This is a genomic window from Clostridium sp. JN-9, from assembly GCF_004103695.1.
In the GTDB taxonomy this organism is placed as follows: Bacteria; Bacillota; Clostridia; order Clostridiales; family Clostridiaceae; genus JN-9.
In genome coordinates this window covers 3,017,987-3,039,856 of the sequence record NZ_CP035280.1, presented here as the reverse complement: position 1 = coordinate 3,039,856, position 21,870 = coordinate 3,017,987, and the positions used below count along the sequence as shown (strand labels likewise).

The window sequence follows — 21,870 nt, the reverse complement described above, 5'->3', positions numbered from 1 at the left end:
TGTATGTTTTTGCAGGGACATAGTTTTAAATATTCAGTAATTAGAACTTTGCCCTGCAAACATTATTCCTATAGGGAGGGTCAATTATGGTCCATAGGCTTACAGGTAAGAAAGCTATAGGGTTAAAGCAGACAATAAAATGCATTAAATCTGGACAGGGAAAAACTGTTTATATTGCATGTGATGCTGATGAAAAGTTAATTCAGCAGGTTAAAAGTCTTGCTGAAGAACATACTGTTGAAATTAAATATGTTGATACAATGAAGGAATTAGGCAGACTATGTGGCATAGACGTAGGAGCATCAGCAGCTTTAATTCTAAATGATTAATAAGCTTATAACTAAAATTTAATATACATTTTAAAAGTATGTTAGTAAAAGTTTGTAAGAAAACTATGAAGGAGGTGTAACTAATGCCAACAATTAGCCAATTAGTAAAAAAAGGCAGAAAGACAATAACAACCAAATCAAATGCACCAGCACTAAAAGAATGCCCTCAAAAAAGAGGAGTATGTACTGTAGTTAAAACTACTACGCCAAAGAAGCCTAACTCAGCTTTAAGAAAAATTGCCAGAGTAAGACTTACAAACAGCTATGAAGTAACTGCTTATATTCCAGGTGTAGGACATAACTTACAGGAGCATAGTGTTGTTCTTATAAGAGGTGGAAGAGTAAAAGACCTTCCAGGTGTAAGGTATCATATTGTTAGAGGTGCTTTAGACTCAGCAGGTGTTGCTAACAGAATGCAGAGTAGATCTAAGTATGGCGCAAAAAGACCAAAGCAAAAATAATAATTTGAATTAAGATGCTGTGTCTTCGGCATTTAAAATAGATATTTAAAACTTGCAGAAGTACAAAGCATTTTGCGGCTTACAAGCCGAGTACCGATGAACTTAAATACAATTGTTAAGGAGGGAAGAAAAGTGCCAAGAAAAGGACATATAGCAAAAAGAGATGTATTACCAGATCCACTATACAACAGTAAGGTTGTTACAAAATTAATAAACAGCATAATGGAAGATGGTAAAAAAGGTGTAGCAGAGAAAATTTGCTATGCAGCTTTTGATACAATAGCAGAAAAGACAGGTAAAGATCCTATTGAAGTATTCGAAACAGCTATGAATAATGTAATGCCGCTTCTTGAAGTTAAAGCAAGAAGAATAGGTGGTGCTACATATCAGGTACCTATGGAAGTTAGACCTGAAAGAAGACAGACATTAGGAATTAGATGGATGTTAGGTGCTGCAAGAAAAAGAGGAGAAAAATACATGAAAGAAAGGCTTGCTGGAGAATTGTTAGATGCATTTAATAATTCTGGAGCAGCTGTTAAAAAGAGAGAAGAAACTCATAAAATGGCAGAGGCAAACAAGGCATTTGCACATTACAGATATTAATAATACAAAACTGTTTTGGTTCACTTACCGGAACAGTTTTGTCAAATCTAAAATTCACAGCTTGAGAGGAGGAAAAAATAGTGGCAAGAGAGTATCCATTAGAGAAGTATCGTAATATAGGAATAATGGCACATATAGATGCTGGAAAAACGACTACTACAGAAAGAATACTTTTCTATACAGGTAAGACCCATAAAATTGGTGAAGTCCATGAAGGCCAGGCTACAATGGACTGGATGGTTCAGGAACAAGAAAGAGGTATAACAATAACATCAGCTGCGACAACTTGTATGTGGAAAGATCATGTTATAAATATTATAGACACACCCGGACACGTAGATTTTACAGTTGAGGTTGAGAGGTCATTAAGAGTACTTGATGGTGCAGTTACAGTTATAGATGCTAAAAGTGGTGTTGAGCCGCAAACTGAAACTGTATGGAGACAGGCAGATAATTATAAAGTACCTAGAATGGTGTATGTAAATAAAATGGATTCAACTGGTGCTGATTTCTTTATGTGTATTAACACTTTAAGAGATAGATTACATTGTAATGCAGTGCCAATTCAAATTCCAATAGGAGCAGAAGATAAATTTAAAGGTATTGTAGATTTAATTAAAAATGAAGCTATAATATATGAAGATGATTTAGGGACAGTAATGGATGAGGTAGAGATACCAGCAGAATTAAAAGATCAGGCAGAAGAATACAGAACAAATTTACTAGAAGCTGTAGCTGAACAAGATGAAGAATTAATGATGAAATACCTTGATGGTGAAGAATTAACAATTGAAGAAATAAATAAAGCAATTAGAAAAGGTGTTATTGATAACTCTTTGGTTCCAGTAGTATGTGGTTCTTCATACAAAAATAAGGGAGTTCAGCCAATGATCGATGCTGTGGTTGAATATATGCCATCACCACTTGATGTGCCAGCTATAAAAGGTACAAATCCAGATACTAATGAAGAAGAGCACAGGCCGTCAGATGATAATGAACCAATGTCTGCATTGGCATTTAAAATAGCTACAGATCCGTTCATAGGAAAGTTAGCTTTCGTTAGAGTTTATTCAGGTGTAATGACAAGCGGTACATATGTGTTAAACTCAACTAAGGGAAAGAAAGAGAGAATAGGCAGATTAGTTAAGATGCATTCAAACCATAGGCAGGATGTTGAAGAATTAAGAGCAGGTGATCTTGGAGCAGTAATCGGATTAAAAGATACTACTACAGGTAATACACTTTGTGATGAGGCTCATCCTATCGTACTTGAAAGTATGGTATTCCCAGAACCAGTTATATCTGTTGCAATAGAGCCTAAGACAAAGGCTGGTCAGGAAAAAATGGGCATAGCGCTAAGCAAACTAGCAGAAGAAGATCCAACATTTAAAACATATACTAATACTGAAACAGGACAGACAATTATTGCAGGTATGGGAGAATTACATCTTGAAATAATAGTTGACAGACTTACAAGAGAATTTAAAGTAGAATGTAATGTTGGTCAGCCTCAGGTTGCTTATAAGGAAACAATTAAAAAATCTGTTAGAGCTGAGGGTAAATTTGTAAGACAATCTGGTGGACGTGGACAATATGGACATTGCTGGATTGAAATGTCACCATCAGAAGAAGGATATTCATTTGAAAATGCTGTTGTAGGTGGAGCAATTCCAAAGGAATATATTCAGCCAATAGATAATGGTATTAAGGAAGCTGCAGAAAATGGTGTAGTTGCAGGATATCCAACAATAAACTTCAAAGTTAAAGTAGTTGATGGTTCATACCATGATGTTGACTCATCAGAAATGGCTTTCAAAATTGCTGGATCCATGGCCTTTAAAAATGCAGCATCAAAAGCTGACCCAGTATTGCTTGAACCTACGGAAAAGGTAGAAGTAATTGTACCTGAAGAATACATGGGAGATGTAATGGGAGACATTAACTCAAGAAGAGGCAGAATTGAAGGAATGGAATCAAGAAATGGTGCACAGGTTATTAGAGCATTCGTTCCACTGTCAGAAATGTTTGGATATGCAACAGTACTTAGATCCAGAACACAAGGCAGAGGAGTTTATACAATGCAGTTTGATCACTATGAAGAAGTTCCAAAGAGTATTGTAGAAAAAATAGTTGGAGAAAAATAATGATAAAATAATAATTAACATCAAAGGGAGGAAATGAAAAATGGCAAAAGCAAAATATGAAAGAACAAAACCACATGTAAACATAGGAACAATAGGACACGTAGACCACGGTAAGACAACATTAACAGCAGCAATAACAATGGTACTGTCAAAGAAAGGCTATGCATCAGCAACAAAGTATGACGAAATAGATAAAGCACCAGAAGAAAAAGAAAGAGGAATCACAATCAACACAGCACATGTTGAATATGAGACAGATAAGAGACATTATGCACACGTAGACTGTCCAGGACATGCTGACTATGTAAAGAACATGATAACAGGAGCAGCTCAGATGGATGGAGCAATCCTGGTAGTAAGTGCAGCAGATGGTCCAATGCCTCAGACAAGAGAGCATATACTGTTGGCAAGCAGGGTTGGAGTACAGTACATAGTAGTATTCTTAAACAAAGCAGACCAGGTAGATGATCCAGAATTAATAGAATTAGTAGAAATGGAAGTAAGAGAGCTATTAAATGAGTATGGATTCCCAGGAGATGACACACCAATAATAGTAGGATCAGCATTAAAAGCATTAGAGAATCCAGATGATCCAGAAGCAACAAAATGCATATATGAATTAATGGATGCAGTAGACAGCTATATACCAACACCAAAGAGAGCAACTGACAAACCATTCTTAATGCCAGTAGAAGATGTAATGACAATAACAGGAAGAGGAACAGTTGCAACAGGAAGAGTAGAAACAGGAGAATTAAAAATAGGCGATGAAGTAGAAATCGTAGGCCTAAGCACAGAAAAGAAGAAGACAGTAGTAACAGGCGTAGAAATGTTCAGGAAGACACTGGACAGAGCAGAAGCAGGAGACAACATAGGAGCATTGTTAAGAGGAATACAGAGGGAAGAAATTGAAAGAGGCCAGGTATTAGCAAAACCAGGTTCAGTACATCCACATCATAAATTTGTAGGTCAGGTATATGTATTAAAGAAAGAAGAAGGCGGAAGACATACTCCATTCTTTGATGGATACAGACCACAATTTTACTTCAGAACAACAGATGTAACAGGATCAATAAAATTACCAGATGGAGTAGAAATGGTAATGCCTGGAGATCATATAGATATGACAGTTGAGTTAATAACACCAGTTGCAATGAACGAAGAATTAAGATTTGCTATAAGAGAAGGCGGAAGAACAGTTGGATCAGGTGTTGTTACTAAAATTATTGAATAATTAATAATTTGCTGAAACATCTATGAATTAAAAATTATGCTTAGGGGAGAGGGACGCCTTTCCCCTTTTAATTTAACGAAACACACATTTAAGCCTTTTAAAAAAATACTTGTCAAATAAAAAAAAATATTGTATACTATAAGAGTTGTAATGTGATAACAGCGATGAGGCAAGAGGTTGCCGGGCTTCCGGGTAATTCTTGACTGAGTATGCCATGATCTCGAATCAGGCGACAGTAGTTCTGATGCAAAGGGTTTGTTATTGAATATTATATGCAACACCCGGAGCAGTTTACAGAACGTATCCGCTGTTGTACGTATGAAGTAAAGCGTGCAAGAAAAGGAGGGAATCAAATGTCAAAACAAAAAATAAGAATTAGATTAAAGGCTTTTGATCACAATATTCTTGATCAATCAGCTGAAAAAATCGTAGAAACCGCAAAAACTACAGGAGCAAAGGTGGCAGGCCCAGTTCCACTACCAACAGAAAAAGATGTAATTACAGTCTTAAGGGCTCCACATAAGTATAAGGATTCAAGAGAGCAGTTTGAAATCAGAACACATAAAAGACTAATTGATATTATAAGTCCATCACCAAAAACAGTTGATGCTTTAATGAGATTAGACTTGCCAGCAGGAGTAGACATAGAAATAAAACTATAATTATTGTAATAGATAGATCACTATTACGAACTATTATGACCATAAAGTGGTCCGCTAATATGTTTAGGAGGTGTAAATGATGAAAAAAGCAATACTAGGAAAAAAACTTGGTATGACTCAGATATTTGATGAAGCTGGTAAAATAGTACCAGTTACAGTTATTGAAGCAGGTCCATGTGTAGTAACTCAGAAGAAAACAGTAGAAAAGGATGGTTACGAAGCAATACAGGTAGGCTTTTTTGATGTAAGAGAAAAATTAGTTAACAAGCCAAAGAAAGGACACTTCAATAAAGCAGGTGTTACATTAAAGAAATTAGTAAAAGAGTTCAGACTTGAGAATTCTAGTGATTATCAGGTAGGACAGGAAATAAAGGCTGACACATTTACAGCAGGTGAAAAAGTTGATGTAACCGGAGTTTCAAAAGGTAAGGGTTTTCAGGGTACAATAAAAAGATGGAATGCACAAAGAGGACCTATGAGCCATGGATCAAAATTCCATAGAGCACCAGGTTCAATGGGAGCATCTTCAGATCCATCAAGAACATTTAAAAACAAGAAATTACCAGGACATATGGGAAATGTTAAGTCTACTGTTTTAAACTTACAAGTAGCAAAAATCATACCTGAGAAAAACCTTATTTTAATAAAGGGCGGAGTTCCTGGTCCAAACAAGGGCTTTGTAGTTATTAAAAATTCAGTAAAAGCTGAAGCTTAGAGAAAGGAGGATGCAGAATGCCTACAGTAGGATTATTTAATAAAGAAGGACAGAAAGTTGATGAAATCCAATTGTCTGACAGCGTATTTGGATTTGAAGTTAACAAAGATGCATTACACCAGGTTGTAGTTGCTCAGTTAGCTAATAAAAGACAAGGAACACAAAGCAGTAAAACAAGATCTGAAGTTTCAGGAGGCGGAATAAAGCCTTGGAGACAAAAAGGAACTGGTAGAGCCAGACAGGGTTCTATAAGGGCACCACAATGGATTCATGGTGGAATTGTATTCGCACCAAAGCCAAGAGATTACAGAGTTTCTATTCCAAAGTCAATGAGAAAAGTTGCTATGAAATCAGCATTATCAAGTAAAGTTCTTGATAATCAGTTAATAGTAATTGACAGCCTTGAAGTAGCTGTTCCAAAAACTAAGGAAATGGTAGCTGTATTGAAGGCTTTTAATGCCAATAAAACTTTAATTGTTACAGCTGAAGCAAACCAAAATGTTTATAAATCAGCAAGGAACATTGAAGGAGTAGCTGTTTTACCAGTTAACAATTTAAATGTATATGAAATATTAAAGTATGATAAATTCATTGTGACTAAGGATGCTGTATCAAAAATTGAGGAGGTGTATGCATAATGAAGTTAACAAATTATGATATTATAAGAAGACCAGTTGTAACAGAAAAAAGCATGGCTTCCATGACTGATAAGAAATACACCTTCATAGTTGACATACACGCTAATAAATCTCAAATAAAAAGAGCAGTTGAAGATGTTTTTGGGGTTAAAGTAGCAGATGTAAAAACTATTAAAACTCTTGGAAAAACAAAAAGAGTCGGCGTTCATATTGGGAAAAGAGCAGATCAAAAGAAAGCTATTGTTAAGTTAACAGAAGAAAGCAAATCAATAGAATTCTTTGAAGGAATGCAATAAAGCAGGTATTGGTTAGAAACCAGATAAGCTAAGAGAAGGAGGGAAACCAAATGGCAATAAAGAAGTTTAATCCTACCACTCCATCAAGAAGACAGATGACTGCAAGTACATTTGAGGAAATAACAACAGATGCACCAGAGAAGTCACTTCTTGTATCAAAAAAAAGAACTGGTGGTAGAAATGCCAACGGTAAAATAACAGTTCGTCACATTGGTGGTGGAGCTAAACAAAAATATAGAATTATTGATTTTAAAAGAAATAAGGATGGTGTGCCAGCAAAAGTTGCTACAGTTGAATATGATCCAAACAGATCAGCATTCATTTCACTGGTAGTATATGCTGACGGTGATAAGAGATACATAATAGCTCCAGTTGGCTTAAAAGTTGGAGATACAGTTGTATCAGGCCCAGATTCAGATATAAAGACAGGAAACTGCTTACCATTAAAAAATATCCCAGTAGGTACAATAATTCACAATGTTGAATTATCAGCTGGAAAAGGAGCTCAGCTTGTTAGATCAGCAGGTAGTTCCGCACAGTTAATGGCTAAAGAGGGAGAGTACGCTACATTAAGACTTCCAAGCGGTGAAATGAGATACGTAAGAATAGAATGCAAAGCAACAATAGGAACAGTTTCAAACTTAACACATGAAATTGTTAACCTTGGTAAAGCTGGAAGAAAGAGAAACATGGGCGTAAGACCAACTGTAAGAGGTTCTGTAATGAATCCTAATGATCATCCACACGGCGGTGGTGAAGGTAAGGCACCTGTAGGTCATCCAGGCCCATTAACTCCATGGGGCAAACCAGCACTTGGATACAAGACCAGAAAACATAAAAAGTATTCAGATAGATTTATTATTAAAGGAAGAAATGCTAAATAGTCTGAAGAGAATAATATTATTCTCTTCAATAACTATGAATCACATTGTGTGAAGGGAGGCCAAAAAAGTGAGTAGATCCGTAAAAAAGGGACCTTACATTCAAGAAGTATTATTAAAAAGAATCAATGATATGAATAAAAGTGGAGAAAAGAAGGTTTTAAAGACCTGGTCAAGAAGTTCAACAATTTTCCCACAGATGATAGGTCATACAATTGCTGTTCATGATGGAAGAAAACATGTTCCAGTATATATTTCTGAAGATATGGTAGGACATAAGCTTGGAGAATTTGCTCTCACAAGAACTTTCAAAGGTCATGCTGATAAATCAGAAAAAACTACCGGTTTGAAGTAACTTAGAAAGGAGGTCAAAACAATGGAAGCTAAAGCTATAGCTAAATATGTGAGAATGTCTTCGAGAAAAGTTGGAGTTGTTCTTGACTTAATTAGAGGGAAAAATATTAATGAGGCTTTTGCTATATTAAATTATACTCCAAAAGATGCGGCTGAAGTTATATACAAGGTATTAAAATCAGCTGTAGCAAATGCAGAAAATAATTTAAATTTAGATGTAAGCAGATTGTATGTTTCTGATGCATATGCTTGTCAGGGACCTACATTAAAAAGATTTCAACCACATGCTCAAGGCAGGGCATTTAGAATATTGAAAAGAACTAGCCACGTTACTGTTGTAGTAAAAGAAAGAGCTTAAGAAGGAGGGAAACAGATGGGACAGAAAGTACATCCACACGGTCTAAGAGTTGGTGTTATAAAAGACTGGGATGCTAAGTGGTATGCAGGTAGTAAAAACTTTGCTGATTACTTAGTAGAAGATAATACCATAAGAAAATTCGTGAAAAATAAGTTGCGTAATGCTGGAATTTCAAAAATTGAAATTGAAAGAGCAGCTAAAAGAGTAAAATTGAACATATATACAGCTAAACCAGGAATGGTTATAGGAAAAGGCGGTTCAGGCATAGAAGCACTTAAGAAAGACTTGCAGAAGCTTGTAACTGATAAAAATATATTAATTAATATTGTAGAAGTAAAATCAGCTGACAGCGACGCTCAGTTAATGTCTGAAAACATTGCTCAGCAGCTTGAGAAGAGAATATCTTTCAGAAGAGCTATGAAACAAACAATACAAAGGGCAATGAAAACAGGAGTAAAGGGTGTTAAAACAGCTTGTGCTGGAAGACTTGGTGGTGCTGAAATAGCTAGAACTGAGCAGTATCATGAAGGAACAATTCCACTACAGACATTAAGAGCTGATATAGATTATGGATTTGCTGAAGCAAATACAACATATGGAAAAATCGGAGTAAAAGTATGGGTATATAGAGGCGAAGTTCTTCCAACAAAAAAGGAAAACTCAATAAAGGAAGAAGCCAACGCATAAGGAAGGAGGAATAGGACATGTTAATGCCTAAAAGAGTTAAGCATCGTAAGGTACAACGTGGCAGAATGAAAGGTAAGGCAACTAGAGGAAACTTCATTGCATACGGAGATTTTGCTTTACAGGCAACAGAATGTGGCTGGATTACAAGCAATCAGATTGAAGCTGCCAGAATAGCTATCAATAGATACATTAAAAGGGGAGGAAAGCTCTGGATAAAGATCTTCCCAGACAAACCAGTAACAGAAAAGCCTGCTGAAACACGTATGGGTTCAGGAAAAGGTTCACCTGAATTCTGGGTATCAGTTATTAAACCAGGCAGAGTATTATTTGAATTATCTGGTGTTACAGAAGAAATAGCAAGAGAAGCTATGAGACTTGCTGCACATAAACTTCCTGTTTCAACAAAGTTTGTAACAAGAAGAGATTTTGAGGAAATGGGTGGTGAAATTAATGAAGGCTAGAGAATTACAAGATCTAAGACAAAACAGTCCTCAAGATTTACAAGTAAAGCTAAGTGACCTAAAGCAAGAATTGTTTAATTTAAGATTTCAATTAGCCACAGGTCAATTAGAAAATCCAATGAGAATAAAAGAAGTAAAGAAGTCTATAGCCCAGATTAAGACCATCCTTAGGGAAGAAGAACTAAGGAAATTTGAACAGTAAATCTGAAAGGAGGTTTGTCTTGTGGAAAGAGGAAATAGAAAAACAAGAATAGGAAGAGTTGTTTCAGATAAAATGGATAAAACTATTATAGTTGCTGTTGAAACAAAAGTTCGCCATCCACTTTACGGAAAGACTATTAATAGAACAACGAAATTTAAGGCTCATGATGAAAATAATGAAGCTAAAATTAATGATAGAGTAGAGATTATGGAAACAAGACCATTATCAAAGGAAAAAAGATGGAGACTTGTTCAAATAGTTGAAAAGGCAAAATAGCATTTAATGCTGAAAGGAGGTTGTTTTCATGATTCAGCAACAAACATTGTTGAAGGTTGCAGATAATTCAGGCGCTAAGGAAATTATGTGCATTAGAGTATTAGGTGGTTCCAAGAGAAAATGGGGAAACATTGGTGATATAATAGTTGCTAGCGTTAAAAGCGCAACACCAGGCGGTGTTGTTAAAAAAGGTGAAGTTGTCAAAGCTGTCATAGTTAGATCAGTAAAAGGTTTAAGAAGAGCAGATGGTTCTTATATAAGATTTGATGAAAATGCAGCTGTAATAATTAAAGACGATAAACAGCCACGAGGAACTCGTATCTTCGGACCTGTTGCAAGGGAGCTAAGAGATAGAGAATTTACAAAAATTTTATCATTAGCACCTGAAGTTCTTTAGGATAGGGAGGTGGCTAAATAATGACTTTAAATAAAATACATGTTAGAAAAAAGGATACTGTTATGATTGTATCAGGTAAAGATAAAGGTAAGATCAGCGAGGTATTAGCAGTATTTCCTAAAAAAGGAAAGATATTGGTTAAAGATGTTAATGTTGTTACAAAACATCAAAAACCAAATAAAGAAAATGTGCAGGGCGGCTTAATCAAAAAGGAAGCTCCTATATATAGTTCAAAAGCTATGTTATACTGTACAAAATGTAAGAAAGCAACTAGGATTAGTCATAAAGTCTTAGAAGACGGAACTAAAGTTAGAGTTTGCAAAAAGTGCGGAGAAACATTCTAATTTTCGAAGGGAGGTACAATAGATGATTCCAAGATTACAAGAGAAGTATGATAAAGAAGTAATTCCAGCATTAATAGAGAAATTTAACTACGCTAATGTTATGGAAGTACCAAAACTTGAGAAAGTCATCATCAACATGGGAGTTGGTGAGGCCAAAGAAAACCAAAAAGTTTTAGAATCGGCAGTTAGTGATATGACAATAATATCTGGTCAGAAGCCAATATTGACAAGAGCAAAAAAATCTATAGCTAACTTTAAAATAAGAGAAAATATGCCAATAGGATGTAAGGTTACATTAAGAAAACAAAAAATGTATGAATTTGCAGATAAATTAATGAACATTGCATTGCCAAGAGTTAGAGACTTCAGAGGAGTGTCTGACAAATCATTTGATGGAAGAGGAAATTATTCTTTAGGAATTAAAGAACAATTAATATTCCCTGAAATTGAATATGATAAGATTGACAAAGTAAGAGGCATGGATATAATTTTTGTTACTACTGCAAAGACTGACGAGGAAGCAAGAGAGTTATTAAGATTCCTTGGAATGCCATTTGCTCAATAAAGGGAGGTAAAAACGTGGCACGAAAAGCTTTAATAGAAAAGTGGAGTAAAGAACCTAAGTACCCAACTAGAGCTTATACAAGATGCAGAATATGCGGCAGACCACATTCAGTACTCAAGAAATTTGGAATTTGCCGTATTTGTTTTAGAGAATTAGCTTACAAAGGCGAAATACCAGGCTGTAAAAAGGCTAGTTGGTAATATAGTTATATATGAAAGGAGGCACAATAAATGGGAATGACTGATCCTATCGCTGATTTATTAACTCGTTTAAGAAATGCAAACGTAGTTAAACATGAAATAGTAGAAGTACCTTCTTCTAACATTAAGAAGGCTATGGCAAACATAATGCTTCAAGAAGGATATATAAAAAATATTGAGGAGTATGCAGATGGCTCCGTAAATATGTTAAGAATAACGATGAAATATGGTCAGAACAAAGAAAGAGTAATAACTGGTTTAAGGAGAATTTCAAAGCCAGGATTAAGAGTTTATTGTAGAAAAGAAGAAATTCCAAAGGTATTAAACGGACTTGGTGTTGCTTTGATATCAACATCTAATGGAATTGTTACAGATAGAGAAGCAAGAAAACTTGGAGTAGGCGGAGAAGTTCTTTGCTACATTTGGTAATGAACGAACAGGAGGTGTAATTATGTCAAGAATAGGAAAACTTCCAATAGCAATACCTAATGGTGTAAATGTTACAGTAACGCCAGATAACGTTGTTACTGCAAAAGGACCTAAGGGTCAATTGGTAAAGACTATGCCAAACAAAGTAAACATAGCTTTGGAAGATAACTTCATTGTAGTTACAAGAGAGAATGAAGACAAAGAAACAAGAGCTCAACACGGATTAGTAAGAGCTTTAGTAAACAATATGGTAATTGGAGTTACAACCGGTTTCCAAAAAACATTGGAATTAGTTGGAGTTGGTTACAGAGCTCAATTACAAGGTAAGAAATTAGTTATGAACCTTGGATATTCACATCCAGTTGAAATAGAACCAGTTGAGGGCATTACTTTTGAAACGCCTGCTGCAAACAAGATAATTGTTAAAGGAATTGACAAGGAATTAGTAGGTGCAGTAGCAGCAGAAATCAGAACTTGGAGGAAACCTGAACCTTACAAGGGAAAAGGAATTAAGTACGATGACGAAGTTATAAGACGTAAGGAAGGTAAAACTGGTAAGAAGTAATAGAAAGGAGTGAATTACATGTTTAAAAAACAAGATAGGCAGAAATCCAGAGAAAAGCGTCATCTAAGAGTTCGTAAGAAAGTTTTTGGAACAGCTGAAAGACCAAGATTAGCTGTATTTAGAAGTGAAAAGAACATATATGCTCAAATAATAGATGATGTTGCTGGAAAGACACTAGCTTCAGCATCAAGTTTGGAAAAAGATTTCCAAGGCATTGGAAGCAATAAAGAAGCTGCAAAGTTAGTTGGAACAATGATAGGTAAAAAGGCTTTAGATAACGGTATTAAAGAAGTAGTTTTTGATAGAGGTGGATACATATACCACGGAAGGGTACAGGAACTTGCAGAAGGCGCAAGGGAAGCTGGCTTACAGTTCTAAAAAGGAGGGAAATAAATGAGAATCGATCCTAGCACTTTAGATCTAAAGGAAAAGGTTGTATTTATAAACAGAGTTGCTAAGGTTGTTAAAGGTGGTAGAAATTTCAGATTCAGTGCTTTAGTTGTTGTTGGAGATGAAAATGGCCACGTAGGTGTTGGTATGGGAAAATCCGTAGAAATACCTGAGGCAATCAGAAAAGCAGTAGAAGATGCTAAAAAGAGTTTAGTTGAAGTACCAATGGTAGGTACAACAGTTCCACATGACATCATGGGAGAATTTGGAACTGGCAGAGTATTGATTAAAACAGCTCCAGAAGGAACAGGAGTTATAGCTGGAGGTCCCGCAAGAGCAGTACTTGAACTTGCTGGATTAAAGGATGTTAGAGCTAAATCATTAGGCTCAAACAATCCAAGAAACATGGTTAATGCTACAATTAACGGATTGGCCGGATTAAGAACAGCTGAAAAAATAGCTAACTTAAGAGGTAAGTCCGTTGAAGAGATTTTAGGTTAGGAGGGATTTACCTTGGCTAAACTTAAAATAACTTTGACAAAGAGCTTAATTGGAAGAAAAAAAGATCATATTGCTACAGTTAATGCTCTTGGATTAAAGAAAATAAATAGTATAGTTGAACATGAGGATACTCCTCAAATAAAAGGTATGATTAATAAAGTAAGCTATCTTCTAAAAGTTGAAGAAGCGTAAAAATCAGAGGAGGTGGAATAGATGAAACTTCATGAGTTAAGACCAGCAGAAGGAGCTAGAAAATCACCTAAGAGATTAGGAAGAGGTACTGGTTCAGGTCTAGGTAGAAATTCAGGTAAAGGTGAAAAGGGTCAAAGGTCAAGATCAGGCGGCGGAGTAAGGCCAGGTTTTGAAGGAGGTCAGATGCCTTTATTCAGAAGACTTCCTAAAAGAGGTTTTACAAACATATTTGCAAAAGAATTTGCTTTTATCAATGTTGATAAATTAAATATATTTGAGGATGGTACAGAAGTAACTCCAGAATTATTGTTTTCAAAAGGAATAGTAAAGAAGGCAAAGAATGGAGTAAAGGTATTGGGAAATGGTGAATTAACAAAGAAGTTAGTTGTTAAGGCATCCAAGTTTTCTAAAGTCGCTGCTGAAAAAATAGAAGCAGTTGGAGGAAAAGCTGAGGTGATATAGATGTTATCAACCCTACGTAATGCCTGGAAAGTTCCTGATCTTCGAAAGAGACTTCTATTTACACTATTTATGGTTGCAATTTTCAGGATGGGAAATCATATTCCTGTCCCTGGGATTGATACTAGTAAATTAGCAGCGCTTGTTAATAGTGGATCCTTATTTGGATTTTATGATTTCATGTCAGGTGGTGCGTTTAGTTCATTTAGTATATTTGCTATGGGAGTAGTACCATATATCAATTCATCCATAGTAATGCAATTATTGACTATTGCAATTCCTTCTTTAGAGCAATTATCAAAAGAAGGCGAAGAGGGAAGAAAAAAGATTCAAAATTATACAAGATACTTTGCTGTTGTGTTTGGATTGATTCAATCATTCAGCACTTACGCAATAATTTCACAGCAGGGTGCTATAACTGATACTTCTAAATTTAATATGTTTATGATGGTTTTAACTCTTACTACTGCATCAACATTCTTGATGTGGTTTGGTGATAAGATTACAGAACATGGTATAGGTAATGGAATCTCAATATTGATCTTTATTAATATTATTTCAAGATTTCCTTCTTCTATAAATCAGATAGCAGGTCTTCAAAAGGCAGAAACAGTTAATTTTGTAGAGGTTATAATATTTATTGCCGTGGTTGTAGCATTATTTTTGGCAGTTGTTGTAATGAGTTTAGCAGAAAGAAGAATTCCTGTACAATATGCTGGTAAAACAGTTGGAGGCAAAGTGTATAGAGGACAGTCTACACATATACCTATTAATGTTAATGCATCTGCCGTTATAGGCATAATTTTTGCAATATCAGTAATGCAGTTTCCAATTACAATAGGACAGTTTTGGCCAAACTCAGCTTTTTATAAGTTTATTACTGCAGGAAAGTACAGCATATTTAAAGAAAGTAGTTGGCAGTATGCCCTAACATACTTCGTACTAACAATTTTCTTTACCTGGTTCTACACTCAGGTAACATTTAAACCAGAAGAAATGGCAGAAAACATGCATAAATCTTCAGGCTTTATACCAGGGATAAGACCAGGAGTACCTACATCCGATTATATTGAAAATGTATTAGGAAAGATTTCCATTATAGGTGGGGCTTTTGCTGGAATAATTGCTGTGCTCCCAATAATAATGGAAGGCTATTCAAATTTTAAAGGTATAAGATTTGGCGGTACTGGACTATTAATTATTGTTAGTGTTGCACTAGAAACTTTGAGACAAATAGAATCTCAGCTGGTAATGCGTCACTATCATGGATTTTTAAAGTAAAAAGTAGTTGGAGATGGTTCATTTGAAAATAATTTTGTTAGGCCCCCCAGGAGCTGGAAAGGGCACTCAGGCAAAATCAATTAGTAGTAAATTTTCAATACCACATATATCAACGGGAGATATATTCAGAAAAAATATTTCTGAAAAAACACCCTTAGGAATTGAAGCAAAAGGTTATATTGATAAAGGATTGTTAGTGCCTGATGAAGTTACAATAGGAATTGTTGAAGACAGAATAAAACAGCAAGATTGTAAAAATGGATTTCTGCTGGATGGATTCCCAAGAACTGTACAACAGGCTGAGGCATTAGATGAAATTTTACGAAGTTTAAATACAAAAGTTGATAGTGCCTTACTTATAGATGTTCCTTTTGACTATGTTTTAGAACGAATGACTGGAAGAAGAGTATGCTCTAACTGTGGAGCAAGTTACCATGTAAAATTCAATCCTCCTAAAACTGAAGGAAAGTGCGATGTATGTGGCAGTGGATTAATCCAAAGAAAAGATGATTCACAGGAAACAGTAAATAATAGACTAGATGTGTATAGTAAGCAGACACAACCACTTATAGATTACTATAAGAAGCACCAGGTACTTTCTGTAGTGGATGGTACTGGTACAATTGATGAAGTGTTTAAAAATATTTGTACACTTCTAGGGAGCGATATCTAAATAGTTGGCAGTGTTTCAAAAGAAGCTGAAAGTCTTATCAAGGTAACTTGGTCAATTCAATGTAAAAGTAAGACCAAATGGCTGGACAGTGGTTACAGTAGATGGAAGTTTATCAGCTCACTATGAAAATACTGTAGCAATACTAGATAATGGACCAGAGATTTTAACTTTGCTATAAGGGGTGACTTTATGGACTTGAATTGTAATATTGGAAAAGTAGTCTGTTCTAAAAACGGTAGAGATAGCGGAAGGTACTTTATTGTTGTTGGAATTTTAGATGAAAATTATGTATATATATCCGACGGTGACCTGAGAGCAGTTGAAAAACCAAAAAAGAAAAAGATAAGACATTTAAGCTTTACTAATGTAATAGCCAATGATATTAGAGAATCAATATTATCTGGGAAAAAAATAAGTAATTCTATTGTTAGAAAGTTTTTGCAGTCTTATGACCCTAATAAGGAGGTTTGATTACCTTATGTCAAAAGATGATGTAATAGAAATGCAAGGTACTGTTTTAGAAGCTTTACCTAATGCAATGTTTGAAGTAGAACTAGAAAGCGGGCAGAAGATTCTGGCACATATATCAGGAAAATTAAGAATGAATTTTATAAGAATATTACCAGGCGATAAGGTTACAGTTGAGTTATCTCCATATGATTTAACTCGCGGTAGAATAACCTGGAGAGCAAAGTAATTAAGGAGGGTTAGCTATGAAAGTAAGACCATCAGTTAAGCCTATGTGTGAAAAGTGCAAAGTAATCAAAAGAAAAGGAAAAGTAATGGTTATTTGTGAAAATCCAAAGCACAAACAAAAACAAGGCTAATTAAATAAAAGACTTAAGCCAAAGGCTAATAATGTTTTAGGAGCGGCTGACATTAGATATTATTCTAATGACCTAGGACTTTATATAAATAAATATAGTATATCAATTAGATTTCAGGAGGTGTAAACTTTAATGGCAAGAATAGCAGGTATTGACCTACCAAAGGAAAAAAGAGTAGAAATAGGTCTGACTTATATATACGGTATAGGATTACCTAGTTCACACGAAATCCTTGCAGCTACAGGAATTAATGCAGATACAAGAGTAAAAGATCTTACTGAGGAAGAAGTTAATGCACTAAGAGATTACATTAACAAAAACTTCAAAGTTGAAGGCGATTTAAGAAGAGAAGTTGCTCTTAGTATTAAAAGACTTATAGAAATAGGATGTTACAGAGGTATCAGACATAGAAAAGGTCTTCCAGTAAGAGGTCAGAAGACTAAGACAAATGCAAGAACTAGAAAAGGACCAAAGAAAATGATAGGTGCTAAAAAGAAGAAGTAAGGAGGGTAAATGATGGCAGCTGGATCAAAGGTTAAAAAAACAAGAAGAAGAAAAGAAAGAAAAAACATTGAACACGGATGTGCTCATATAAAATCAACTTTCAATAACTCTATAGTAACAATAACTGATACTGTAGGAAATGCAATATCATGGGCTAGCGCTGGTGGATTAGGATTTAGAGGCTCAAGAAAGAGTACTCCATATGCAGCTCAAATGGCAGCTGAAACAGCGTCAAAAGCAGCAATGGAACACGGATTAAAGAGTGTTGAAGTTTATGTAAAGGGACCGGGAGCAGGCAGAGAAGCTGCTATAAGATCCCTACAAGCAGCAGGTTTAGAAGTTACATTAATTAAAGATGTTACCCCTATTCCACATAATGGATGTAGACCACCAAAGAGAAGAAGAGTATAGTATAGAAACAGGAGGTGTAATGAATGGCAAGATATACCGGACCATCATGCAGATTATGCAGAAGAGAAGGCTTAAAATTATTTCTTAAAGGTGATAGATGTTATACAGATAAATGTGCATTTGCTAGAAGAGGCTATGCACCTGGACAACATGGAATGAGCAGAAAAAAAATATCAAACTATGGCTTACAGCTAAGAGAGAAACAAAAGGCTAAAAGGATATACGGAATATTAGAAAGCCAGTTTAGAACAATATATGAAAGAGCAGATAAATTAAGAGGTATTACTGGTGAAAATTTACTTAAGCTTTTAGAAATGAGATTGGATAATGTAATATTTAGATTAGGTTATGGCAACTCAAGAAGTGAATCAAGGCAGTTAGTAACACATGGTCATTTCTTAGTAAATGGGCACAAGGTAGATATTCCATCATATACATTAAAAGTAAATGATGTTATAACTGTAAGCGAGAAAAGCAAGGCTACAGAGAAATTCAAAGTATTTGCTGAGAACCCAAAGACATTACCAAATTGGCTGCAAGCTAATGTTGAAAATTTTGAAGGAAGAGTTGTAGCAGAACCTTCAAGAGCAGACATTGATGTACCTGTAAATGAAACACTAATAGTTGAGTTATACAGTAAATAATTGATGTAGAATCAGTTGCCCTCAAAATAAAGAGTATATTAAAAGAAGGAGGGTTATGTAAATGTTAGATATAGAGAAACCTAAAATAGAATGTGTTGAAACAACTCCTGATGGTACATATGGTAAATTTGTTGTAGAACCATTAGAGAGAGGTTATGGAATAACTCTTGGTAATGCTTTAAGAAGAATTCTTCTTTCATCATTACCAGGAATTGCTGCAGATCATGTGAAAATTGACGGTGTACTTCATGAATTCTCTACTGTACAGGGAGTAAAAGAAGACGTTACTGAGCTAATATTAAATATTAAATCTCTTGCAATAAAAATGACAGGCGAGGGACCAAGAACAATTTATATTGATGCAAAGGGACCTTGTGAGGTAAAGGCTGGAGATATTAAAACTGATGGTGACGTTGAAATAGTTAATAAGGATTTACATATTGCGACTGTTGACGAGGCTGGAAAATTATATATGGAGATTACTATTAACAGAGGTAGAGGGTACGTTACTCAGAATAAAAATAAAACAGCTGACATGCCAATTGGCACAATTGCTGTTGATTCCATATATACACCTGTGAAAAGAGTTAATTTTGCTATTGAAAACACAAGAGTAGGTCAAATTACTGACTATGATAAATTAACCCTTGAAGTATGGACTAATGGGACAATAATGCCTGAAGATGCAGTAAGTTTATCCGCTAAGATTCTTATTGAACATTTTAAATTGTTTATGACATTAACAGATCATGCAAACAATGTAGAAATAATGGTTGAAAAAGAAGAGGATAAGAAGGAAAAAGTTCTTGAAATGACTATTGAAGAACTAGATCTTTCTGTTAGAAGCTACAATTGCTTAAAAAGAGCAGGAATAAACACTGTACAGGAGCTGACAGAAAGAACTATGGATGATATGATGAAGGTTAGGAACCTGGGAAGAAAGTCACTTGAAGAAGTTGAGCAAAAGTTAGCGGCTTTAGGATTAGGATTAAAACAGAGTGAAGAATAATAGATCGTAAAGATTTAGATAAGGAGGTACAGAAATGGCTATACAGCGTAAGTTAGGACGCCCAACTGATCAGAGAAGAGCAATGCTTAGAAATCTTGTTACTAGTTTCTTAAAACATGGTAAAATACAGACAACAGAAACAAGAGCAAAAGAAACTAGAAATTTAGCAGAGAAAATGATAACTCTTTCCAAAAGAGGAGACTTACATGCTAGAAGACAAGTTCTTTCTTTTGTTACTGAGGAAGAAGTAGTTAAAAACTTATTTGAAAATATAGCTCCTAAATATACAGAAAGAAACGGTGGATACACAAGAATGTATAAAGTTGGCCCAAGAAGAGGAGACGGAGCTGAAATGGTTATACTAGAACTAGTATAAATATTTCGGGGATTAAGTATATCATAGAGCTTAGTCCCCTTTTTAATACATAATAATCTTGCTATAATATATTATAAATCATTGCTTAGTAATAGAGGTGTTTCCTTTGGAACAAAAAATGATTGACTGTATCAATGTGGTTTACCAATATGGTAATAGTGAAAAAGAAAAAGGCAAAATAGCAGTAAACGGCGTTAATATTCATGTAAAAAAGGGAGAATTTATTGTTGTTCTTGGAAGAAACGGCTCAGGGAAGTCTACCCTTGCTAAGCATATAAATGCATTATTGATTCCTTCAGATGGCAAGGTATATGTAGATGGTATGGATACTTCTGATACAAATAATACTTGGAACATTCGGCATAAGGCAGGAATGGTATTCCAAAATCCAGATAATCAAATTGTTGCAACTATAGTAGAAGAAGATGTAGCATTTGGACCAGAAAACCTTGGAATTGAGCCAACTGAAATTAGGAAAAGAGTAGATGATTCTTTGAAAACAGTTGATATGTATAAATATAAGAAACATGCTCCTCATTTGCTTTCTGGAGGTCAGAAGCAAAGAGTTGCTATTGCAGGAGTATTAGCTATGCGGCCGGAATGCATTGTTCTGGATGAGCCTACAGCCATGCTTGATCCATCTGGAAGGAAAGAAGTAATTGGCACAATAAAGGAATTGAACAAAAAATTTAATATAACAATTGTATTAATTACACATTTTATGGAAGAGGCAACAGAGGCGGACAGGATAATAGTAATGGATGAAGGAAAGATAGCTATGGAAGGTAATCCGAGGGAAATTTTCAGTCAGGTAGAGAAAATGAAAACTATTGGTCTGGATGTACCACAAATGACTGAATTGGCATACGAATTAAGGAAGATGGGATTACCGCTTAAAAGTGATATATTAACAATTGATGAGATGGTGAATGGATTATGTCAATTATTATAGAAAATCTAACGCACATATACATGAAAGGATCACCTTTTGAAAAAACAGCTCTTAACAATGTAAGTATTACTATAAATGATGGAGAGTTTCTGGCACTTATTGGGCATACTGGCTCTGGAAAATCTACACTTATTCAGCATATTAATGGATTGTTAAAACCTGATTCAGGTAAAATAATTATTGATGATATTGATATAAGCAGTAAAAATGTTAAAATGAGTACTATTCGAAAGAAAGTAGGACTTGTTTTTCAGTATCCTGAGTATCAGCTGTTTGAAGAGACTATAGAAAAAGACATTGCTTTTGGACCTAGAAATCTGGGGTTAAGCGATGATGACATAAATACCAGAGTAGAAAGAGCAATGAATATTGTTGGACTAGATTATGAAAAGTATAAAGATAAATCGCCATTTGAAATAAGCGGCGGTCAGAAAAGAAGAGTAGCCATAGCCGGTGTAGTTGCTATGGAACCTAAAATTCTAATACTTGATGAGCCTACTGCAGGACTTGATCCAAAAGGCAGAGATGATATCTTAGGGAAGATAAAAAAATTGCATAAAGAGTATAACATGACTATTATACTGGTATCACATAGCATGGAGGATGTTGCAAATCTTGCAGACAGGATATTGGTGATGAATGAAGGCAAATGCATATTGGATGGTAAACCAAGTGAGATTTTTAAGGAGATAGATACTCTTGAAAGTGTTGGCTTAGCTGTACCTCAGGTAACATATCTTATAAGGGAGTTAAGAAAAAAGGGGTATGATTTATCGGATGATATATATACTATAGATCAGGCTAAAGAAGCAATTGTAAAGTTGTTTAATAAGAATAAATAATTAATATA

Annotated in this window: 38 protein-coding genes; all 38 read left to right on the top strand. The window is 35.0% G+C overall.

Annotated features, from left to right (window positions below):
• Window positions 1–86 precede the first annotated feature (86 nt).
• The 38 genes from EQM05_RS14625 to EQM05_RS14440 all read left to right on the top strand — a co-directional run bounded on the left by EQM05_RS14625 (window position 87) and on the right by EQM05_RS14440 (window position 21,862).
• Entirely contained in the window at window positions 87–329 is a 243-nt protein-coding gene (locus EQM05_RS14625) for a ribosomal L7Ae/L30e/S12e/Gadd45 family protein (RefSeq protein ID WP_128750823.1), read from the top strand.
• A gap of 83 nt (window positions 330–412) precedes the next feature.
• Window positions 413–790, top strand: coding sequence for a 30S ribosomal protein S12 (gene rpsL, locus EQM05_RS14620; RefSeq protein ID WP_128750821.1), 378 nt, complete (start codon window positions 413–415; stop codon window positions 788–790).
• Window positions 791–922: 132 nt separating this feature from the next.
• A complete protein-coding gene (rpsG, locus tag EQM05_RS14615; protein WP_128750819.1) occupies window positions 923–1,393 on the top strand; it encodes a 30S ribosomal protein S7 in 471 nt (156 codons plus the stop codon).
• An 80-nt stretch (window positions 1,394–1,473) separates the two neighbouring features.
• Complete coding sequence (gene fusA / locus EQM05_RS14610) at window positions 1,474–3,537, top strand: elongation factor G (RefSeq protein WP_164917312.1); 2,064 nt, start codon at window positions 1,474–1,476, stop codon at window positions 3,535–3,537.
• A gap of 40 nt (window positions 3,538–3,577) precedes the next feature.
• Entirely contained in the window at window positions 3,578–4,771 is a 1,194-nt protein-coding gene (tuf, locus tag EQM05_RS14605) for an elongation factor Tu (RefSeq protein ID WP_128750816.1), read from the top strand.
• 353 nt (window positions 4,772–5,124) lie between these two features.
• A complete protein-coding gene (gene rpsJ / locus EQM05_RS14600; RefSeq protein ID WP_128750814.1) occupies window positions 5,125–5,433 on the top strand; it encodes a 30S ribosomal protein S10 in 309 nt (102 codons plus the stop codon).
• 79 nt (window positions 5,434–5,512) lie between these two features.
• A complete protein-coding gene (gene rplC, locus EQM05_RS14595; RefSeq protein ID WP_128751136.1) occupies window positions 5,513–6,148 on the top strand; it encodes a 50S ribosomal protein L3 in 636 nt (211 codons plus the stop codon).
• 17 nt (window positions 6,149–6,165) lie between these two features.
• The gene (rplD, locus tag EQM05_RS14590) at window positions 6,166–6,786 is read left to right on the top strand and encodes a 50S ribosomal protein L4 (RefSeq protein WP_128750812.1); all 621 of its coding nucleotides are present in this window, start codon (window positions 6,166–6,168) and stop codon (window positions 6,784–6,786) included.
• Entirely contained in the window at window positions 6,786–7,082 is a 297-nt protein-coding gene (gene rplW, locus EQM05_RS14585) for a 50S ribosomal protein L23 (protein WP_128750810.1), read from the top strand. Before rplD ends, rplW begins: the two co-directional genes overlap by 1 nt.
• 50 nt (window positions 7,083–7,132) lie before the next feature.
• Window positions 7,133–7,966: a 50S ribosomal protein L2 gene (gene rplB, locus EQM05_RS14580; protein WP_128750808.1), complete on the top strand. Its 834-nt coding sequence runs from the start codon at window positions 7,133–7,135 to the stop codon at window positions 7,964–7,966.
• Between the two features lie 67 nt (window positions 7,967–8,033).
• On the top strand, window positions 8,034–8,318 hold the full coding sequence (rpsS, locus tag EQM05_RS14575; protein ID WP_128750806.1) for a 30S ribosomal protein S19: 285 nt from the start codon (window positions 8,034–8,036) through the stop codon (window positions 8,316–8,318).
• 21 nt (window positions 8,319–8,339) lie between these two features.
• Window positions 8,340–8,675 carry a 50S ribosomal protein L22 gene (gene rplV / locus EQM05_RS14570; protein WP_128750805.1) on the top strand — a complete coding sequence of 112 codons (336 nt, stop codon included), beginning with the start codon at window positions 8,340–8,342 and terminating at the stop codon, window positions 8,673–8,675.
• A gap of 15 nt (window positions 8,676–8,690) precedes the next feature.
• The gene (gene rpsC / locus EQM05_RS14565; RefSeq protein ID WP_128750803.1) at window positions 8,691–9,362 is read left to right on the top strand and encodes a 30S ribosomal protein S3; all 672 of its coding nucleotides are present in this window, start codon (window positions 8,691–8,693) and stop codon (window positions 9,360–9,362) included.
• A gap of 17 nt (window positions 9,363–9,379) precedes the next feature.
• Entirely contained in the window at window positions 9,380–9,823 is a 444-nt protein-coding gene (gene rplP, locus EQM05_RS14560) for a 50S ribosomal protein L16 (RefSeq protein ID WP_128750801.1), read from the top strand.
• Window positions 9,813–10,025 (top strand): 50S ribosomal protein L29, encoded by a 213-nt coding sequence (rpmC, locus tag EQM05_RS14555; RefSeq protein ID WP_128750799.1) that lies wholly within the window; start codon window positions 9,813–9,815, stop codon window positions 10,023–10,025. The genes rplP and rpmC overlap by 11 nt, the downstream gene beginning before the upstream one ends.
• A gap of 21 nt (window positions 10,026–10,046) precedes the next feature.
• Window positions 10,047–10,301 (top strand): 30S ribosomal protein S17, encoded by a 255-nt coding sequence (gene rpsQ / locus EQM05_RS14550; protein ID WP_128750797.1) that lies wholly within the window; start codon window positions 10,047–10,049, stop codon window positions 10,299–10,301.
• Between the two features lie 28 nt (window positions 10,302–10,329).
• Window positions 10,330–10,698: a 50S ribosomal protein L14 gene (gene rplN / locus EQM05_RS14545; RefSeq protein ID WP_128750795.1), complete on the top strand. Its 369-nt coding sequence runs from the start codon at window positions 10,330–10,332 to the stop codon at window positions 10,696–10,698.
• Between the two features lie 20 nt (window positions 10,699–10,718).
• Window positions 10,719–11,042: a 50S ribosomal protein L24 gene (gene rplX / locus EQM05_RS14540; protein WP_128750793.1), complete on the top strand. Its 324-nt coding sequence runs from the start codon at window positions 10,719–10,721 to the stop codon at window positions 11,040–11,042.
• 22 nt (window positions 11,043–11,064) lie between these two features.
• Window positions 11,065–11,607, top strand: coding sequence for a 50S ribosomal protein L5 (rplE, locus tag EQM05_RS14535; RefSeq protein ID WP_128750791.1), 543 nt, complete (start codon window positions 11,065–11,067; stop codon window positions 11,605–11,607).
• A gap of 14 nt (window positions 11,608–11,621) precedes the next feature.
• Window positions 11,622–11,807 (top strand): type Z 30S ribosomal protein S14, encoded by a 186-nt coding sequence (locus EQM05_RS14530; RefSeq protein ID WP_128750789.1) that lies wholly within the window; start codon window positions 11,622–11,624, stop codon window positions 11,805–11,807.
• Between the two features lie 30 nt (window positions 11,808–11,837).
• Window positions 11,838–12,236 (top strand): 30S ribosomal protein S8, encoded by a 399-nt coding sequence (rpsH, locus tag EQM05_RS14525; protein ID WP_128750787.1) that lies wholly within the window; start codon window positions 11,838–11,840, stop codon window positions 12,234–12,236.
• A gap of 22 nt (window positions 12,237–12,258) precedes the next feature.
• The gene (gene rplF / locus EQM05_RS14520; protein WP_128750785.1) at window positions 12,259–12,801 is read left to right on the top strand and encodes a 50S ribosomal protein L6; all 543 of its coding nucleotides are present in this window, start codon (window positions 12,259–12,261) and stop codon (window positions 12,799–12,801) included.
• 18 nt (window positions 12,802–12,819) lie between these two features.
• Window positions 12,820–13,179, top strand: coding sequence for a 50S ribosomal protein L18 (rplR, locus tag EQM05_RS14515; protein ID WP_128750783.1), 360 nt, complete (start codon window positions 12,820–12,822; stop codon window positions 13,177–13,179).
• A gap of 15 nt (window positions 13,180–13,194) precedes the next feature.
• Window positions 13,195–13,692, top strand: coding sequence for a 30S ribosomal protein S5 (gene rpsE / locus EQM05_RS14510; protein ID WP_128750781.1), 498 nt, complete (start codon window positions 13,195–13,197; stop codon window positions 13,690–13,692).
• Between the two features lie 12 nt (window positions 13,693–13,704).
• Window positions 13,705–13,884: a 50S ribosomal protein L30 gene (rpmD, locus tag EQM05_RS14505; RefSeq protein ID WP_128750779.1), complete on the top strand. Its 180-nt coding sequence runs from the start codon at window positions 13,705–13,707 to the stop codon at window positions 13,882–13,884.
• 21 nt (window positions 13,885–13,905) lie between these two features.
• A complete protein-coding gene (rplO, locus tag EQM05_RS14500) occupies window positions 13,906–14,346 on the top strand; it encodes a 50S ribosomal protein L15 (RefSeq protein WP_128750777.1) in 441 nt (146 codons plus the stop codon).
• Window positions 14,347–15,624, top strand: coding sequence for a preprotein translocase subunit SecY (gene secY / locus EQM05_RS14495; RefSeq protein WP_128750775.1), 1,278 nt, complete (start codon window positions 14,347–14,349; stop codon window positions 15,622–15,624).
• Between the two features lie 22 nt (window positions 15,625–15,646).
• Complete coding sequence (locus EQM05_RS14490; RefSeq protein WP_128750773.1) at window positions 15,647–16,297, top strand: adenylate kinase; 651 nt, start codon at window positions 15,647–15,649, stop codon at window positions 16,295–16,297.
• Between the two features lie 189 nt (window positions 16,298–16,486).
• Window positions 16,487–16,768 carry a KOW domain-containing RNA-binding protein gene (locus tag EQM05_RS14485; RefSeq protein ID WP_128750772.1) on the top strand — a complete coding sequence of 94 codons (282 nt, stop codon included), beginning with the start codon at window positions 16,487–16,489 and terminating at the stop codon, window positions 16,766–16,768.
• Between the two features lie 7 nt (window positions 16,769–16,775).
• Window positions 16,776–16,994, top strand: a complete 219-nt coding sequence (infA, locus tag EQM05_RS14480) for a translation initiation factor IF-1 (RefSeq protein WP_128750770.1) — start codon at window positions 16,776–16,778, stop codon at window positions 16,992–16,994.
• A 16-nt stretch (window positions 16,995–17,010) separates the two neighbouring features.
• The gene (gene rpmJ, locus EQM05_RS14475) at window positions 17,011–17,124 is read left to right on the top strand and encodes a 50S ribosomal protein L36 (RefSeq protein WP_017753001.1); all 114 of its coding nucleotides are present in this window, start codon (window positions 17,011–17,013) and stop codon (window positions 17,122–17,124) included.
• 132 nt (window positions 17,125–17,256) lie between these two features.
• A complete protein-coding gene (rpsM, locus tag EQM05_RS14470; protein WP_128750768.1) occupies window positions 17,257–17,628 on the top strand; it encodes a 30S ribosomal protein S13 in 372 nt (123 codons plus the stop codon).
• Window positions 17,629–17,640: 12 nt separating this feature from the next.
• Window positions 17,641–18,039 carry a 30S ribosomal protein S11 gene (gene rpsK, locus EQM05_RS14465; RefSeq protein WP_128750766.1) on the top strand — a complete coding sequence of 133 codons (399 nt, stop codon included), beginning with the start codon at window positions 17,641–17,643 and terminating at the stop codon, window positions 18,037–18,039.
• Between the two features lie 23 nt (window positions 18,040–18,062).
• A complete protein-coding gene (rpsD, locus tag EQM05_RS14460) occupies window positions 18,063–18,683 on the top strand; it encodes a 30S ribosomal protein S4 (RefSeq protein WP_128750764.1) in 621 nt (206 codons plus the stop codon).
• 61 nt (window positions 18,684–18,744) lie between these two features.
• Entirely contained in the window at window positions 18,745–19,692 is a 948-nt protein-coding gene (locus tag EQM05_RS14455) for a DNA-directed RNA polymerase subunit alpha (protein ID WP_128750762.1), read from the top strand.
• A gap of 34 nt (window positions 19,693–19,726) precedes the next feature.
• Entirely contained in the window at window positions 19,727–20,068 is a 342-nt protein-coding gene (gene rplQ / locus EQM05_RS14450; RefSeq protein WP_128750760.1) for a 50S ribosomal protein L17, read from the top strand.
• 106 nt (window positions 20,069–20,174) lie between these two features.
• On the top strand, window positions 20,175–21,020 hold the full coding sequence (locus EQM05_RS14445; RefSeq protein ID WP_128750759.1) for an energy-coupling factor transporter ATPase: 846 nt from the start codon (window positions 20,175–20,177) through the stop codon (window positions 21,018–21,020).
• Window positions 21,005–21,862, top strand: coding sequence for an energy-coupling factor transporter ATPase (locus EQM05_RS14440; protein ID WP_128750757.1), 858 nt, complete (start codon window positions 21,005–21,007; stop codon window positions 21,860–21,862). Before EQM05_RS14445 ends, EQM05_RS14440 begins: the two co-directional genes overlap by 16 nt.
• Window positions 21,863–21,870: the final 8 nt, after the last annotated feature.

Coding starts and splice junctions, on each gene's coding strand:
- rpsJ (WP_128750814.1), top strand. CDS start 5,125: ATGTCAAAACAAAAAATAAGAATTAGATTAAAGGCTTTTGATCACAAT.
- rpsD (WP_128750764.1), top strand. CDS start 18,063: ATGGCAAGATATACCGGACCATCATGCAGATTATGCAGAAGAGAAGGC.
- rplF (WP_128750785.1), top strand. CDS start 12,259: ATGTCAAGAATAGGAAAACTTCCAATAGCAATACCTAATGGTGTAAAT.
- EQM05_RS14485 (WP_128750772.1), top strand. CDS start 16,487: ATGGACTTGAATTGTAATATTGGAAAAGTAGTCTGTTCTAAAAACGGT.
- rplB (WP_128750808.1), top strand. CDS start 7,133: ATGGCAATAAAGAAGTTTAATCCTACCACTCCATCAAGAAGACAGATG.
- tuf (WP_128750816.1), top strand. CDS start 3,578: ATGGCAAAAGCAAAATATGAAAGAACAAAACCACATGTAAACATAGGA.
- rplR (WP_128750783.1), top strand. CDS start 12,820: ATGTTTAAAAAACAAGATAGGCAGAAATCCAGAGAAAAGCGTCATCTA.
- secY (WP_128750775.1), top strand. CDS start 14,347: ATGTTATCAACCCTACGTAATGCCTGGAAAGTTCCTGATCTTCGAAAG.
- rpsM (WP_128750768.1), top strand. CDS start 17,257: ATGGCAAGAATAGCAGGTATTGACCTACCAAAGGAAAAAAGAGTAGAA.
- rpsE (WP_128750781.1), top strand. CDS start 13,195: ATGAGAATCGATCCTAGCACTTTAGATCTAAAGGAAAAGGTTGTATTT.
- rplO (WP_128750777.1), top strand. CDS start 13,906: ATGAAACTTCATGAGTTAAGACCAGCAGAAGGAGCTAGAAAATCACCT.
- rpsC (WP_128750803.1), top strand. CDS start 8,691: ATGGGACAGAAAGTACATCCACACGGTCTAAGAGTTGGTGTTATAAAA.
- EQM05_RS14440 (WP_128750757.1), top strand. CDS start 21,005: ATGTCAATTATTATAGAAAATCTAACGCACATATACATGAAAGGATCA.
- rplN (WP_128750795.1), top strand. CDS start 10,330: ATGATTCAGCAACAAACATTGTTGAAGGTTGCAGATAATTCAGGCGCT.
- EQM05_RS14625 (WP_128750823.1), top strand. CDS start 87: ATGGTCCATAGGCTTACAGGTAAGAAAGCTATAGGGTTAAAGCAGACA.
- rplV (WP_128750805.1), top strand. CDS start 8,340: ATGGAAGCTAAAGCTATAGCTAAATATGTGAGAATGTCTTCGAGAAAA.
- rplD (WP_128750812.1), top strand. CDS start 6,166: ATGCCTACAGTAGGATTATTTAATAAAGAAGGACAGAAAGTTGATGAA.
- rplQ (WP_128750760.1), top strand. CDS start 19,727: ATGGCTATACAGCGTAAGTTAGGACGCCCAACTGATCAGAGAAGAGCA.
- rpmC (WP_128750799.1), top strand. CDS start 9,813: ATGAAGGCTAGAGAATTACAAGATCTAAGACAAAACAGTCCTCAAGAT.
- EQM05_RS14455 (WP_128750762.1), top strand. CDS start 18,745: ATGTTAGATATAGAGAAACCTAAAATAGAATGTGTTGAAACAACTCCT.
- rplW (WP_128750810.1), top strand. CDS start 6,786: ATGAAGTTAACAAATTATGATATTATAAGAAGACCAGTTGTAACAGAA.
- rplE (WP_128750791.1), top strand. CDS start 11,065: ATGATTCCAAGATTACAAGAGAAGTATGATAAAGAAGTAATTCCAGCA.
- rpsH (WP_128750787.1), top strand. CDS start 11,838: ATGGGAATGACTGATCCTATCGCTGATTTATTAACTCGTTTAAGAAAT.
- rpsK (WP_128750766.1), top strand. CDS start 17,641: ATGGCAGCTGGATCAAAGGTTAAAAAAACAAGAAGAAGAAAAGAAAGA.
- infA (WP_128750770.1), top strand. CDS start 16,776: ATGTCAAAAGATGATGTAATAGAAATGCAAGGTACTGTTTTAGAAGCT.
- rpmJ (WP_017753001.1), top strand. CDS start 17,011: ATGAAAGTAAGACCATCAGTTAAGCCTATGTGTGAAAAGTGCAAAGTA.
- rplP (WP_128750801.1), top strand. CDS start 9,380: ATGTTAATGCCTAAAAGAGTTAAGCATCGTAAGGTACAACGTGGCAGA.
- rplX (WP_128750793.1), top strand. CDS start 10,719: ATGACTTTAAATAAAATACATGTTAGAAAAAAGGATACTGTTATGATT.
- rplC (WP_128751136.1), top strand. CDS start 5,513: ATGAAAAAAGCAATACTAGGAAAAAAACTTGGTATGACTCAGATATTT.
- rpsL (WP_128750821.1), top strand. CDS start 413: ATGCCAACAATTAGCCAATTAGTAAAAAAAGGCAGAAAGACAATAACA.